The organism is Rhodococcus sp. NBC_00294 (assembly GCF_036163995.1).
GTDB lineage: Bacteria > Actinomycetota > Actinomycetes > Mycobacteriales > Mycobacteriaceae > Rhodococcoides.
Genome location: NZ_CP108043.1, coordinates 345,599 through 358,878, shown reverse-complemented (window position 1 = coordinate 358,878; position 13,280 = coordinate 345,599). Strand labels below are relative to the sequence as shown.

The window sequence follows — 13,280 nt, the reverse complement described above, 5'->3', positions numbered from 1 at the left end:
GTCAGTTGTCCCCCGAGTCCGTGTTCCCGGACTCGGCGTCGTCCGCGTCGGTGGTGGTGGTCGTGGACGTGCGGGTGCGCCGCGTCGTGGTGGTCGGCTCGTCGGCCGTCGTGGCCGCGGTGGTGGTCGGCGGAGGCGTGGTGGTGGGCCGGGGTGTGGTGACGGGCGCGATCTGCCACGTCGGGGACGGCGGCACCTCGATGGTGGGCGCGTAGGTCAGGCTGCCCACGACGGCGACCGTGCCGTCGATGGGTGGGGGAGAGACCCGTCGAACGTCCGCGTCGAACACTCCGCCGGCGGCAGCGACGGTGAGCCCGCCGGCCAGGGCGGCCGCGGCGATGCCCATCACGACGGCGACGGCAGCTCTCTCACGCATGGTCTCCGCGCTCCGTTTCCGCCCGTGTCCTCGAGCCGAGTCATACCGTAGCCGGGGAGACGGCGGGTGGCAGTCCGAACTTCGATCAGCGAGCGCCCCAGATCTCGAACAGCGGACCGAGCGCCTCCGAGATGGCGTCGCCCACCCGCTCGTACACGTCGGTCGACTGACCGATGGGATCCATGATGTCGAGCTGCGTCACCGGGTTCGCCGCTCGCTCGGAGACCCACGCGGACGCGTCGATCACACCGGTGCGCCGCGCGAACTCCGCCGCCTCGAGCAACGTGAACGTGCGGCGGAGGTTGCGCGGCGCCACCGTCAGCACCTCGTCACGGTGCCGCGAGGTCATCGTCAGCACCAGATCCGCCCCGGACGCGATGGTCGGGGTGAGCCGGCGGGCCACGAACCCGGTGGGATCGCCGCCCAGGGACTCCAGAACGCGGGCCGCCTCGGCCTGGACGCCGTGCCCGATCACGGCACGAGTGCCGGCGCTGTCGGTGGTCACGTCCAGGTTCAGGTCACGAGCGAACGCGGCGGTCAACCGTTCCGCGGTGGGGGAGCGGCAGATGTTGCCCGTGCAGACGTAGAGGACATGCATGAGCGGAGTGTAGGTCCGCGCCGGTGTCAGGTGCGCGCGTTGTCCGTCGTGGTGTACGCCTGGTCGTCGAACCGCAGGCTGTCCCCTCCCGCGCGCTTCGCCTCGTACATCAGACGGTCGGCGCGGCGGATCAGCAGTTCGACGTCGTCGGCGTTGCGGGTCCACCGGCTGCCGGGGATCCACGCCACTCCGGCACTCGCCGTGACCGGTACCTCGTCGGCGTCGCACCGGACGGCGGCGTGGACGTCGTCGAGACGGTTCCGCATCTCCGCCCACGGCACGATCCCGACGACGCAGAACTCCTCGCCGCCGAGACGGGCGACATACGCCCAGGTGGTCGTACTGGTCTGCAACCGTTCGGAGACCCGTCGCAACACCTCGTCGCCGCCCTCGTGGCCCACGCGGTCGTTGACCGACTTGAACCTGTCGAGGTCGATCACCATCATCGCCACCACCTCGTCGTGACGTGCCGCAGCCAGCAGCGGCGCGTGCACCACCGCGCTCAGCCCCCGACGGTTCAGCGCCCCGGTCAGTGGATCGGTGCCCGACTGGTACGCGTCGTCCCGCAGGTTCGACAGCGGGATCTGCGAGAGCAGCGGTGCGAGAAGGAACAGTGCCAGCTGCACGACCAGCAGGACGGACAAATACGCCACGTCGCTGTCGCCCTCCGCGGCGGCCGAGCCGAAGAAGTAGAGCGACACGGCCACCGTCAGCGCGATGTGCGCCACGAGCGTGCGGATCGAGTGGAAGTAGCCGCAGTAGATGCCGAGAAGGGCGAACACCACGGACACGGTGAACGAGGCCTGCACGTCGGCCAGCATCGACAGCCCCACCACCAGTGCCACGTCGTCGCCGAACAGGAAGACGAGGGATTGTCGACGAGTCGGCCACGTCCCGCGGAGCCACAGCAGCGCCGACACGGCGCCCGTGACCAGGCAGGCGATGAACACGGCGCGGGCGGCAGGTGAGGGAGGTGCCCCGCTGGTGAAGAGCAGCAGGGAACCGGCGAGCACCACCATGAGCACCACTGCGGCCATCATGCGGCGGTAGGGCCGCTGCAGTCCGCGCTGCGCCATGTAGCCGGGCATCGCGGAGTAGTCGAAGGGTCGACTCCACCACTCGCCCACAACACGGAACATCGACTGGCAACTCTCGGCTGGGAAGAATGGTGAAAGGTAAACCTACTCACAGGTTCGTGACGACGCCCCGCTTCGTTACAGCACTGCGGCCTCGCGTGGCAGGATTTCGAGCATGGCTGATGAACTCTCACGACAGCGCCCGAGTGTCGTCGTCGTCGGCGGCGGATTCGGTGGGCTGTACGCCGCCCGGCGACTGCGACACATCGACGGCGACGTCACCGTGATCGACCGCGGCACCTCGCACGTCTTCCAACCGCTGCTCTACCAGTGCGCCACCGGCCTGCTGTCCGAGGGATCCATCACCTCGCCGCTGCGGCACCTCCTGCGTCGACAGAAGAACACCCACGTCGCGCTCGGGGAGGCGTCGGGCATCGATCTCGAGAAACGACGTCTCACCGCGTCGCGCATCGACGGGTCGACGTTCGAGCTCCCCTTCGACTACCTCGTGTTCGCGGCCGGCATGCGGCAGAGCTATCACGGCAACGAGGAGTTCGCGAAGTACGCGCCCGGCATGAAGACCGTCGACGACGCGCTCGCGATCCGCCGCAAGCTCATCAGCGCGTTCGAGATGGCCGAGTCGCTGCCCACTCCCGAGGAGCGTCGGCCGTGGCTCACGTTCGCGGTGTCCGGCGGCGGCCCCACCGGCGTGGAGATCGCCGGTCAGATCCGTGAGCTCGCCGTCGGTGCCCTCGAGCACGAGTTCCGCTCGATCGACCCGAGCGAGGCGCGGGTGCTGCTGTTCCACGGCGGTGACCGCGTCCTCGAGTCGTTCGACGCCACGCTGTCGGCAAAGGCTCAGAAGACCCTCGACCACATCGGGGTGGAGACCCACCTCGGGGTCCACGTGACCGACGTGACGGCCGACCACATCGAGGTCACCCGCAAGTCGGACAAGCAGAAGACGACCTACGACACCCACACGGTGCTGTGGACCGCGGGCGTCGAGGCGGTGCCCTTCGCCGGGACCCTGGCGTCGGCACTGGGCGTCACGCAGGCGCGTGGCGGACGCATTCCGGTGGAGAAGGACCTCTCGGTCGCGGGGCACCCCACCGTGTACGTCGTGGGCGACGTGGCCGCGCTGAACGATCTGCCCGGCGTCGCGGAGGTCGCCATGCAGGGCGGCCGCCACGCGGGCGCGATGATCGCGAAGACCATCGAGAACGGGACGCGCGCATCGTCGCCGTTCAAGTACCACGACCTCGGTAGCGCGGCCTACATCGCGCGTCGGCACGCACTGCTGCAGGCGGGCCCGATCCAGCTCTCGGGCTTCGCCGGGTGGGCCGCGTGGGGCGCGATCCACATCGCGTTCCTCTCGGGTCGACGCAACCGTGCCGGCACCTTGATCAACTGGGCCGCGACCCTCGCCTCGGGAACCAGACGCGAGCGAGCGGTCACGTTCGGCGATCCGGAGACCGCCCGCATGCCCTACGCGTGACCGGCCTCCGGACAAAGTGGACGCCTGCCCCGTTTGTCAGGTCGTAACAGCCGATGTGACGGCGATGGCGCGGCCTGGTTACACTCTGTGATCGCACGCGCTCGTCGTGCGGTACATCGGTCCGGACAAGGCGGCTCATGACAGTACTGGGAGTGTCGGTAGGCACCAGTGCCGTGCGCTTGGCCAGGCCCGTTCAGGGGCTGCGCGCGGGCGTCGAGGCCGCCTTCCGTCACCGCGCCATCGACACCACCTTCGACCAGGCCGAGCAGCTCGCGGCCGAGTCCATCGGCGTCATCCTCGCCGACCCCGCCGACCCCGAGTCGATCTCCGCCACCGGCGTCGCCTACCGCGACGACGCGCAGGCCGGCGCCGTCGCCCGGGCCATGGCCCGCCAGCACATCGTCAACTACCGCCTCGTCCCCGAAGTGCATGCCGCCGTGCAGTTCCTGCGGTCCACGGGCGACCTCGACGGGCTCCACGTCGTCGGGTTGTACGACCTGGGCAGCTCGGGTCTCAGCGTCACCGTCGTCGACCTCGACAACGGGCAGGTGCTCGCCTCCGAGCGCAGCTTCGCCGTCAGCGGCAACATGTTCGACGCCACCATCCGCGACAACCAGATCGGCCGCCAGCAGAGCGGCCTGGACGACGTGGACGGACGCGAGTTCGAGCTCCGGTGCCGCGTGGCCAAGGAACAGCTCTCCTCGAGCGGCGCCGTGTGCCTGCCGGGTATCGGCGGGCTGATCCTGCTGTCCCGCGAGGCGTTCGAGTCGATGGTCGCCGTCCCCATCGAGCAGTCCGCGCGGCTCACCCGCGATGTCATCACGCGCGCCGGCCGCCCCGTCGAGGCTCTCGTCATGATCGGCGGCGGATCCCGCATCCCCCTGGTCCGGGCGACGCTCGCGGGCTGGGTCGGTCTCCCCACCATCACGCCCGCGGAGCCCGAGCTGGTCGCCGCGAAGGGTGCGGCACTGTCCGCGACTCCCGTGGACGGCCAGTCGAACTCCGGTCCCGTCCCGATGGCCGCCCCTCGTCCCGCTGCTCCCGCTCGGACCGTCGCGGCACCGCTGGTGTCCGCTCCCGTGGTCGCCGGGCCGGTCGAGCCGCGCACGCCGGACGCACCGGCGCCGGAGAAGGCGCTCAGCGCACCGTCCGCGGAGACCATGGCCTACAGCGACGTGGAGAGCCGTGAGCACTCCGCGCGCGACATCGACCATGCGGCTCGCGACTCGGAGCATCGCCCCGACGTGGCGGATCCGCGCGCGGCGGAGACTCCCTCGTGGCTCTCCGGGTCCGGTTCCGCAGCGCCGGAACAGCGTTCGTCACGCCCACGGCTGCCGCTCATCGCGGCCGTCGGTCTCGCGGTGATCGCTGCCGTCGGGCTCGCGCTCGGGTACGGCGCGACGCCGTCGCAGTCCACCGCCGACGTCACCCCGGCCGATCAGGCGGGAACGTCGAGTTCGGACGCACCGTCCACGACGACGGCGACCACCACACGGACCACCACCACGGTGCCGCCGACCACCACCACCGTTCCCCCGGTCGCTCCGGCTCCGGTGGAGGCGCCCGCTCCGGCCGCCGAGATTCCCGACGTGGCGCCTGCTCCCGCGCCCGCTCCGCCGACCATCCCGGGTCTCCCCGGTGTGCAGCTGCCGCCCGGCATCCAGATCCCGCCGGGTCTGATTCCCGGGTTCTGATCCTGCCGTTCGCGGTGGATATCGTTGTCCTGCTGTGAATGTCGTCGAACACGAGCGCCGTAGCCCCCGACGGCATCGCATCGCAGCGATGCCGCACTACGGCGTTCGTGTTCGTCGCGTGTCCGGGCCGTCAGGCCACGGTCACGAGCACTCGCTGTCGAGTGCAGCCTTGATGTAGCCGGCAGTCTGATAGATGTAGCTGCCGATCCACTCTCCGATCCCCTCCTGAGTGGGGTTGGGAGACATGGTGACCTCGCCGTCGAAGCACTGCTGGACGATGTAGCGCGACCGAGACAGGTGCGGCGTGTAGGTCACCACGATGATGTGTTTCCAGTTCTCCGCGGCGGCGCGGCGCTCGATCTCCTCCGCCTCGCCCTTCGTGGAGTACGGATCCGGAAGGAAGCACGACACCGTCACGGTGTAGGTGCCGTTGCAGATCTGCTGCATGCGCACGTCGTCCGGGCCCACCGAGTTGGAGAGCACCACTTCGGGTGCGTACCCCTGCTCGGCGATGTCGATGCCGTAGTGGAAGCGCCCGTAGGGCTTTCCCCCGAGCACCACGACGGCGTCGGCCGGTCGGAGTGGGTCTGTCTGAGGGTGGACGTACACGGGCCATCCCGCGGCCACGATGGCCACGAGCAGCACCGAGAACGCCACCAGAAGGCGGCGAAAGGTCACGAGTCTCAGCCACCGGTCCGCCGCAGTACGGACAGGACCGTACGGAGCAGGATCTTGACGTCGAGCCAGAGACTCCAGTTCTCGATGTAGAAGTTGTCGTAGAGCGCGCGGTCCTTGAGTGACGTGTCGCCTCGGAGTCCGTGCACCGCAGCCCATCCCGTGAGCCCGCCGGGCACGCGGTGACGCGCGGAGTAGCCCGGGATCTCGGTGGTGAACTTGTCGACGAAGTGCGGTCGCTCGGGGCGCGGGCCCACCAGATCCATGTCGCCCACCATGATGTTCCACAGCTGAGGCAACTCGTCCAGAGAGGTCTTGCGCAGGAAGCGGCCCAGTCGCCCGACGCGGTCGTCCTGGGAGATGTTCCACGTCGTGTCCGACTCGGTGCGCGACGCGGGTTTCATCGACCGGAACTTGAGGCAGGCGAACAGCTGACCGTTGCCGGTGACGCGCAACTGCTTGAACAGCACGGGCGCGCTCGGATCGGAGAACCGCACGGCTGCCGCGATGGCGAGCAGGAGCGGGGACAGTACGAAGAGAGCCATACCCGCAAGGATGCTGCTCAGGACGCGCTTGATGCGCCAGGCGAGCGACCGGTGCGCGTCGCGTCGGATACGCACCAGCGGGATGGCGTGCAGTCGGTCCATCTCACCGGTGACGCTCACGAACTCGAACAGACGAGGCACCACGAAGATCTCGCAGTCCATCCGGTCGCACTCGCGCAGCAGTGTCAGCAGAGCCGACTCCCGCATCGCCGAGAACGCGATGACGATGGTGTCGATCTGGTGCAGGTCGATGTAGGTCCGCAGCTGGTTCGCCAGCGGCTCGACGGGGATGTGGCTGGCCACGCTCGCCGGCATCGGTGAATCGTCCAGCAGGGCGTGCGGCTCGAGACCGTGCTCCGGGTAGGACTGCATGCTCTCGACGAGCTGCGTGGCCACGAGCCCGCTGCCGATCACGACGGTGCGGCGCTGGAAGCGCGGCCGACGCCGCAGCCGACGGACGACGAAGTAGGACGCCTCGCGCCCCGCCATGGTGGCCGCCAGGACGGACAGGGAGATGAGGGCGGCCGTGAGCAGGGTGGTGGACGGCGCCACGATGACGATGGCGCTCATGGAGACCAGCAGCACGATGGCGGCCATCAGCGGCAGATCGTCCAGCATCGACAGCGTGAGACGCTGACGACGGCGCTGCGGCAGCACCGCGAACAGGACGATCAGCACGGTCACGATCACCGGGTGGCCGTCGAACGGCGCGAGCGCGACAGCGAGGGAGACGAACATCGACTCGAGGACGATGCCGAGCACCGCGCTCAGGTGCAGAGCCGGCCAGCGCGACAGACGACTGCGCGGATCCGGGATGTTGGGACGGAGCGGGATGGGCGGGGTGACCTCGGTGGCCGTCGCCTCCTGCGCTGCCTGTGCGTACTGCACGGCCTCGGCATGGCGGGCGAAGCGGGGGAGTAGGTTCTCCGGCTCGAGATCGGGTGAGTCCGCCCCGCGGCGCTTGTCGCCTCGGTGGTTGTCGCCACGGAGATCGATCGGCGAGGTGTCGGGGTGCGAGGTGGTCATCGGCTCGCCTCCGGCTGGACGGCGGCGGAGGTGTCGGACACATGGTCCAGCGCGTCACGGATGGTGGCGATCGTGGAGAACGTGGAACGACGGAGAAGGTGATCGGGGAACTCGACCTGGGCCGATTCCTCCAGATCCACGAGCACGGCCACGCTGGCGTGCGAACTCAGGCCGGCGTCGAACAGGTTCTCGTCGTCGCCCAGCGTCCACGGATCGACGGGTAGCCGACCGGCTCGGTGAAGCGAGCTACGGACGATGGTGTCCCGGGTTGGTGACGGGTGCGTCACGAGGGTTTACTCCTTGCCTACGGTTCAGACAGACAGTCACGCTCATATCGCGCCCCGCGGCGAATGCATCGTCGACTTACATGGAAGAACTCGACCGCGTCGGCTCTTGTGGACGCCGCAACAATCTACGAGAAGTGTATATGAGAAGTTTCCGTACCGCAGGAAGGTTTTGGTGAAGGCGTGAGTGAGATGCCGATCGGACGGTCGTCGGAGCGCGAGATGGAGGCGCTCCGGCAGTCGTTCGGACAGACGACGCGCTCCTGGGCGGACCACACGTTCGAGTCGACCGACTCTGGGTGGGTGGCGTTCAGCGGGCTGGCCCGACCCGACTACAACCTCGCCCTGGTGCACGGTGGAGACGCCGCTGAACAGGTCGGACGAGTGATCGACTCGGTGACCGCGCTCCGCCGACCGGCTCTGGTGATGCTGGCCGGCGCCGGCCTCTCGGGGGCGCAGACCCTGGCCGACGCCGGCTGGGTGAGCCTGCAGGCCATGCCGTTCATGCACCGGTCCGCCGGTGGGTCGCAGCCGGTGGACGGGGTGCGCGAGATCACAGAGGCAGACCTGCCCGCCTGCCAGGAGGTCGCGTCGCTCGCGTTCGGGGTGGGACCCGAGCTGGCCGCCGCCGTCTACACCGCGGAGACGCTTCGCCGTCCCGACGCCATGGCGTTCGGCCTGTTCGTCGACGATGAGCTCGTGTCCTGCCTCCTGTCCTGCCGCGCCGGCGACACCGTCACGGGGTGGGCGCTGGCCACTCATCCGGACCACCGCCGTGCCGGACACGCGGCGCGCCTCATCGCGGGCGGCAAGTACGTCGAGACCGGACTGCACGGGCCGTCGCAGGATCTGTGCCTCGCCTCCCCGGCCGGAGTGCCGCTCTACGCGTCGCTGGGCTTTCACACGACGGAGTACTGGCAGGTGTGGTCGCGGCCTCGGTGGGTGCTCGGCGCCGCGTGACGGCCGACACACTTTCCTGCCTTTGTCTTGGTGGGCGGGCGCGAAACACGATGCCCATCAGTGAACGGCTTTCGATGTGAAAGCCGCGGTCGGTCTTTTTCACACCGCCGTGTATCGCGGGTCTCCCGCGGCGGCGCGTCGCGTCGTGAATGCGCATTTCTTTGCTTGTGTATGGGCAGGCGCCGAGCGGGGGCAGGAGGTGCGCCGACCACGATGGTGAAGGGGTAAACCATGAACGACAGAGGTCCTTCGGGTTCGCGGCTCGACCGCCGCGCACTGCTCATGGGGGGACTGGCCGCTGGAGTGGGCACCACGCTCGCGGCGAGCAGCATCCTCGCGCAGGCCGACGACCCCGTGGCCGTGACCCTCGCGGCGGGCGAGACCGACCCCGGCGCCCTGCTCGGGTGGGTCAACGTCAAGGCCGCTCCGTACAACGCGAAGGGTGACAACGCCGCCGACGACACCGCCGCCGTCGCCGCCGCGTATACCGCAGCGCAGCAACAGAACCGGCCGCTGTACTTCCCGCCCGGCATGTTCCGGGTGCGTTCGCTCCCACAGTTCGCCAACTACGCCACCGTGTTCGGAGCCGGCGCCGATCTGACGACGATCGTGCACACCAGCTCGGGCACGCTGCTCACCCTCAAGGGCCGTCAGCGCGTCGCACTGAAGAACCTGGGCATCTTCTCGCTGGATCCCTCGTCGCTGGCCGTGCTTCTCGACGCCTGCTTCCGCTGCTCGTTCGACTCGGTGGTCTTCCGCGGTAACCACACCCCGCAGAGCTACCCCCGGTTCCTGCCGCAGAAAGGCGTGTCGCTGATCAACAACACCGGCGGAACGTCGTTCGTGAATTGCGACTTCAACAATTACGGAACGGCGATGTCGACGACGGCCATTCAGTCGTACATCGCCAACTGCAAGTTCGCGACCAACTGGATCGGGCTGCTGGGAACGGGCAACAATTTCGCGTCGGGAATGTCGATCGTCAACACCGAGTTCGTCTCCGACATCAATGCGAACACCACCACGTCGCATCTCGTCGTGGACGGCCGGGCCAACGACTGGTGGCTCACCAACGTGTGGTTCGAGGGAGCGGCGACGGCCCTCACCATCGGTAAGGCGGGCACGGGCGGACCGTCGCAGTTCGGCATGGTCAACTGCAAGGTCGCCGCTCGCGGGATCTGCCTCGATCTGCAGCACTGCCGCCAGCCGTACCTCGCCAACGTGGCGTTCGACGCCGACCAACAGTCGAATCCCCAGCTCATCAGGGTGAACGCGCAGTATGTCGCGGAGGGGACCGCGATCAACCTCATCACCAGCCAGGGTGCCGACTTCCCCGGCAACACCTTCCCTGGTGGCTGGTCGGTGCTCGGCCGCGGCAAGCTCTTCTCCGCCGGCGGCGGACCCGTCGTCAAGTCGCCGGACGGCAAGAGTTGGCGGCTGTCGATCAGCAACACCGGTGTGGTGAGCGGGCAGAACCTCGGGGTGCTGTAGCGGTCAGCGCGGCCGATCGGTGCCGAGGGACTCGGTACTCAGGGTTCCGTCCGTCCCCACCACCAGACGCCAGTACGCGTTGGACTCGTCCTTGAGCACCACGCCCGCCTCGCGGCGGTCGGACAACCAGGTGCCGTCGGACAGGACGGCGGCGGTCACGGCATCGCCGCTGTCCCGCGCCTGCAGCAGGTCGACGTCGTCCTGCACGGTGCGCGTGACCACCGTGCTGGTGAAGGTGGGCCCCGACATGGTGCCGCGACCGATCACGGTCCACGCATCGGGGAAGACCGCGCCGTTCACGTCGTCGTTGACGCCCGAGATCAGGTTCACCGCGGTGCCCGTCGGGACGTGCTCCGCGTCGATGACCAGCTCGGCGGGCCGGCTGTTCGGGTCCGGATCGAAGATGATGTTGGCAAGGTAGGGCTGCCGGCAGTACAGCAGCTCGACACACGTGGTGCGCGCCGAGATCTTGCAGTTGACCATGCCGAACTGGGACGGCCCGCCGGTCTCGCGCGTGCCGATGCTCAGGGCCACCTCGGACCCCTCGAACCAGACGTTGGTGAACCACCAGTCGTTCGCGGGACCGTCGACGCGGACGTGCCGATCCGTCGTGTCCGGGTCGTTGTCCGACACGAACTCGACGTTGGTGAACGCCATGCCGGCGTTGAAGTCGCCACCGGTGCCGAGCACCCCGACGCGGTTGCTCGTGAACTTCGAGGCCGTCACGTAGTTCTGGATGCACTCCGACGTCAGGCCGATGCCGTAGTTGTTGATGTCGCAGTTGGTGAACGTGGTGCCGCCCGTGTTGTCGGTCAGCAGCACTCCGCGCTGGTTCTCGTACTGAGGGAACGTGGACGACGAGTGGTTGCCGCGGATGGTCACGGAGTCGAACGAGCAGCGGAAACACGCGGACAGTGAGAAGCACGTCGACGTGGCGCCGGTGGTGAAGAACCCCATCCGGCGGAAGTTGACGCGCTGGCGTCCCCGCAGGTCGATCAGAGTGCCGTTCTGTTCGTACAGGACGGTGGTGACATCGGCGCCGTCGCCGTACACGGTGGCGTAGTCGGCCATCGCCGGCCACGCCGTCACCCGGTAGGTGCCGCCGGGCAGATAGACCGCAGAGGCCTGGGTGATGCCCTCGAACGCCCGCGCGATCGCCTCGGTGTCGTCGGTGGTGCCGTCGCCCGTCGCCCCGAAGTCACGCACGTTGCGCGCAGCCGGGGTGTCCGTGACGTTCGGCGACTGGAACTGCACCGACTCGGCGTCGTCGCGCGAACACGCGACCGCGAGCGGAACGGTGGCGGCGACGAGGGTGCCGGTGAGCAGCCGTCGCCGGCCGAAGGAACTCGCGGTCACGCGGTGACCTGCTGTCTCTGCGGTTCGATGGTCCGGGCGAGCACCGAGGAGATGATCGTGCGGCGCATGTCGGCGTGGTACGCCGAGTGGTCACCGACGGGCGCGCTGACGATCAACGGCACGGTGCCGCTGCGGCGCTGGATGCGCGTGAGGCCCTCGGGCCCACGCTGATCGACGAACCAGCGGTGATCGGCCGGAGCCAGGATCACGGTGGCGTCGACGTCGTTGTCCGCCAGCGAACGCAGGATGACCTCGGGAACCTGGGTCACGCCGCGCACACCGAGCAGCCGCCACGCCCGGTACGGCAGGTGCGTCTGCAGTGCGTTCTTGATGCGCGCCCGGGGCGTCTTCTGCCACGCCGGATCCGACCGCGGGATGCCCAGATCTGCAGGATCGATCTCGCCCTGCGTCGACTTCTTGCGCTTCCAGCTCCACGCGATGGCGTTCACCATGACGGCGCCGCCGGCCCCGATCTCCGTGGCGGCGTGGGCAGCGTTCCACGACCCGGAGCAGATGCCCGTGAGCACCACGCGACGCGGATCCGCATGCGCCGCACGGGCGGCCGCGACCACGTCGTCGGCGCTCTCCGCCGAGTAGATCGGAGTGTGCTCGTCGGCACGCACCACCTCCGATTCACCGGTTCCGCGTCGGTCGAAGCGCAGCGCGGACGCACCGGAGCGCGCCGCCTCGCGAGCGAGCTCGACCCACAGCCGCGCCGGTCCGGTGCGCGTGTCGTTCGCCGTGGCGCAGAAGACCAGAGTGGGTGCGGAGTCCGGTGTCCCGACCGGAGTGGATCGGATGCCGAACAGGCCGTGCGCACCGATGCTCTCGATGTGCTCGGTGAAGGTCGACCCGTCGCCCGCCTGGTGCGTGACGCTGGTGGTCGGGGTGAACTCGACCGCGCAGTCGCGGGCGGAGTCGTGTGCGCCGTCGAGGATGTCGACGACCGCGCGGATCGCCGTGTTCGGCAGCGGCACCAGGAAGCTCTCGGGCGTGACGAACTCGGTCATCGTGCCGACGTGCCGCACCGTCGCGCCCGACCGCTCGATCGCCTTGTCGAGCCGAGGCGAGGAGTACCCGTCACGCAGCGCGAAGATCCACTGCGACACGGCGGGTGACGCCGCGGTGAGTTCGAGGGCGGACAGCGCTGCCGCGGCCTCGGTGGACAGCGAGTGCCCGATGGTGTGCAGATCGGTGTCGTCGGTGTCGGTTCCGACGGTGTCGGTGCCCACACCGAGCCGGTACAGCGCCTGCTGCTCGCGCAGGTACGCGCGGCCGCGCGGCACCGGATCCCACAGGACGACCGTGTGCAGCGGGCCGACCGCGTCGGCGGCGCGATCGAGAAGCAGGGCACCGGCGCGCAGGCCGACGGCGGAGACCGTGGTGCAGCCGAGCGAGCGCACCAGGCTCACCGCGTCCCCGATGCTCGCGAGCCACCCGTCCATCGCCGCAGCGTCGTTCTGGTCGCCGCCCGAGTCGCCCACACCGAGGTAGTCGAACCGCAGCACGGCGAAGCCTGCCGCGGCCAGCTCCTGCGCGAGCAGCTTGAGGCCACGGTAGGTGTCGACGTGCTCCTTGCCCATCGACGGGCACAGCACGATGCCCGCGCGCGCGTGGTCGCCTTCGGGAAGGTGAACCACGCCGAACAGGCGACGGCCGTCCGATCCGAACCAGGTCGGTGTTGTCGACATGGGTGCTCGG

12 protein-coding genes are annotated in these 13,280 nt (G+C 69.0%); 4 read left to right on the top strand and 8 right to left on the bottom strand.

All coding sequences use genetic code 11. From position 1 onward, the window contains the following. Nucleotide 1 precedes the first annotated feature (1 nt). From OHB23_RS01605 to OHB23_RS01595, 3 genes are all read right to left on the bottom strand, one after another. Nucleotides 2–376, bottom strand: a complete 375-nt coding sequence (locus OHB23_RS01605) for a hypothetical protein (protein ID WP_328810706.1) — start codon at nucleotides 374–376, stop codon at nucleotides 2–4. A gap of 85 nt (nucleotides 377–461) precedes the next feature. Further along, nucleotides 462–974, bottom strand: coding sequence for an arsenate reductase/protein-tyrosine-phosphatase family protein (locus tag OHB23_RS01600; RefSeq protein ID WP_222647944.1), 513 nt, complete (start codon nucleotides 972–974; stop codon nucleotides 462–464). A gap of 26 nt (nucleotides 975–1,000) precedes the next feature. After that, the gene (locus OHB23_RS01595) at nucleotides 1,001–2,113 is read right to left on the bottom strand and encodes a GGDEF domain-containing protein (RefSeq protein WP_328810705.1); all 1,113 of its coding nucleotides are present in this window, start codon (nucleotides 2,111–2,113) and stop codon (nucleotides 1,001–1,003) included. A 112-nt stretch (nucleotides 2,114–2,225) separates the two neighbouring features. Here OHB23_RS01595 and OHB23_RS01590 point away from each other — a divergent pair, with 112 nt between their 5' ends. Continuing rightward, a complete protein-coding gene (locus OHB23_RS01590; protein ID WP_222633055.1) occupies nucleotides 2,226–3,548 on the top strand; it encodes an NAD(P)/FAD-dependent oxidoreductase in 1,323 nt (440 codons plus the stop codon). A gap of 137 nt (nucleotides 3,549–3,685) precedes the next feature. Next, nucleotides 3,686–5,242, top strand: a complete 1,557-nt coding sequence (locus OHB23_RS01585; RefSeq protein ID WP_328810704.1) for an Hsp70 family protein — start codon at nucleotides 3,686–3,688, stop codon at nucleotides 5,240–5,242. A gap of 141 nt (nucleotides 5,243–5,383) precedes the next feature. On the opposite strand, the gene OHB23_RS01580 is transcribed toward OHB23_RS01585, so the two are convergent. The 3 genes from OHB23_RS01580 to OHB23_RS01570 are packed head-to-tail and all read right to left on the bottom strand — an operon-like array spanning nucleotide 5,384 to nucleotide 7,775. Continuing rightward, on the bottom strand, nucleotides 5,384–5,920 hold the full coding sequence (locus OHB23_RS01580; RefSeq protein ID WP_328810703.1) for a YdcF family protein: 537 nt from the start codon (nucleotides 5,918–5,920) through the stop codon (nucleotides 5,384–5,386). Nucleotides 5,921–5,925: 5 nt separating this feature from the next. Next, complete coding sequence (locus OHB23_RS01575) at nucleotides 5,926–7,488, bottom strand: sugar transferase (protein WP_328810702.1); 1,563 nt, start codon at nucleotides 7,486–7,488, stop codon at nucleotides 5,926–5,928. Next, nucleotides 7,485–7,775: a phosphopantetheine-binding protein gene (locus OHB23_RS01570; RefSeq protein WP_308123935.1), complete on the bottom strand. Its 291-nt coding sequence runs from the start codon at nucleotides 7,773–7,775 to the stop codon at nucleotides 7,485–7,487. The genes OHB23_RS01575 and OHB23_RS01570 overlap by 4 nt, the downstream gene beginning before the upstream one ends. Before the next feature lie 180 nt (nucleotides 7,776–7,955). Here OHB23_RS01570 and OHB23_RS01565 point away from each other — a divergent pair, with 180 nt between their 5' ends. After that, the gene (locus OHB23_RS01565) at nucleotides 7,956–8,732 is read left to right on the top strand and encodes a GNAT family N-acetyltransferase (protein WP_155957120.1); all 777 of its coding nucleotides are present in this window, start codon (nucleotides 7,956–7,958) and stop codon (nucleotides 8,730–8,732) included. Nucleotides 8,733–8,963: 231 nt separating this feature from the next. Continuing rightward, nucleotides 8,964–10,223 carry a glycosyl hydrolase family 28-related protein gene (locus OHB23_RS01560; protein ID WP_231476457.1) on the top strand — a complete coding sequence of 420 codons (1,260 nt, stop codon included), beginning with the start codon at nucleotides 8,964–8,966 and terminating at the stop codon, nucleotides 10,221–10,223. Between the two features lie 3 nt (nucleotides 10,224–10,226). Here the strand turns inward: OHB23_RS01560 and OHB23_RS01555 are convergent, their stop codons facing one another. Beyond that, entirely contained in the window at nucleotides 10,227–11,579 is a 1,353-nt protein-coding gene (locus OHB23_RS01555; protein WP_027506969.1) for a glycosyl hydrolase family 28-related protein, read from the bottom strand. Beyond that, complete coding sequence (locus OHB23_RS01550; protein WP_328810701.1) at nucleotides 11,576–13,270, bottom strand: alpha/beta hydrolase; 1,695 nt, start codon at nucleotides 13,268–13,270, stop codon at nucleotides 11,576–11,578. The genes OHB23_RS01555 and OHB23_RS01550 overlap by 4 nt, the downstream gene beginning before the upstream one ends. Between the last annotated feature and the right edge of the window lie 10 nt (nucleotides 13,271–13,280).

Bases quoted from the DNA above. Each gene is read 5' to 3' on its own strand.
- OHB23_RS01550 (WP_328810701.1), bottom strand. From the start codon at position 13,270: ATGTCGACAACACCGACCTGGTTCGGATCGGACGGCCGTCGCCTGTTC.
- OHB23_RS01560 (WP_231476457.1), top strand. From the start codon at position 8,964: ATGAACGACAGAGGTCCTTCGGGTTCGCGGCTCGACCGCCGCGCACTG.
- OHB23_RS01600 (WP_222647944.1), bottom strand. From the start codon at position 974: ATGCATGTCCTCTACGTCTGCACGGGCAACATCTGCCGCTCCCCCACC.
- OHB23_RS01575 (WP_328810702.1), bottom strand. From the start codon at position 7,488: ATGACCACCTCGCACCCCGACACCTCGCCGATCGATCTCCGTGGCGAC.
- OHB23_RS01595 (WP_328810705.1), bottom strand. From the start codon at position 2,113: ATGTTCCGTGTTGTGGGCGAGTGGTGGAGTCGACCCTTCGACTACTCC.
- OHB23_RS01605 (WP_328810706.1), bottom strand. From the start codon at position 376: ATGCGTGAGAGAGCTGCCGTCGCCGTCGTGATGGGCATCGCCGCGGCC.
- OHB23_RS01590 (WP_222633055.1), top strand. From the start codon at position 2,226: ATGGCTGATGAACTCTCACGACAGCGCCCGAGTGTCGTCGTCGTCGGC.
- OHB23_RS01585 (WP_328810704.1), top strand. From the start codon at position 3,686: ATGACAGTACTGGGAGTGTCGGTAGGCACCAGTGCCGTGCGCTTGGCC.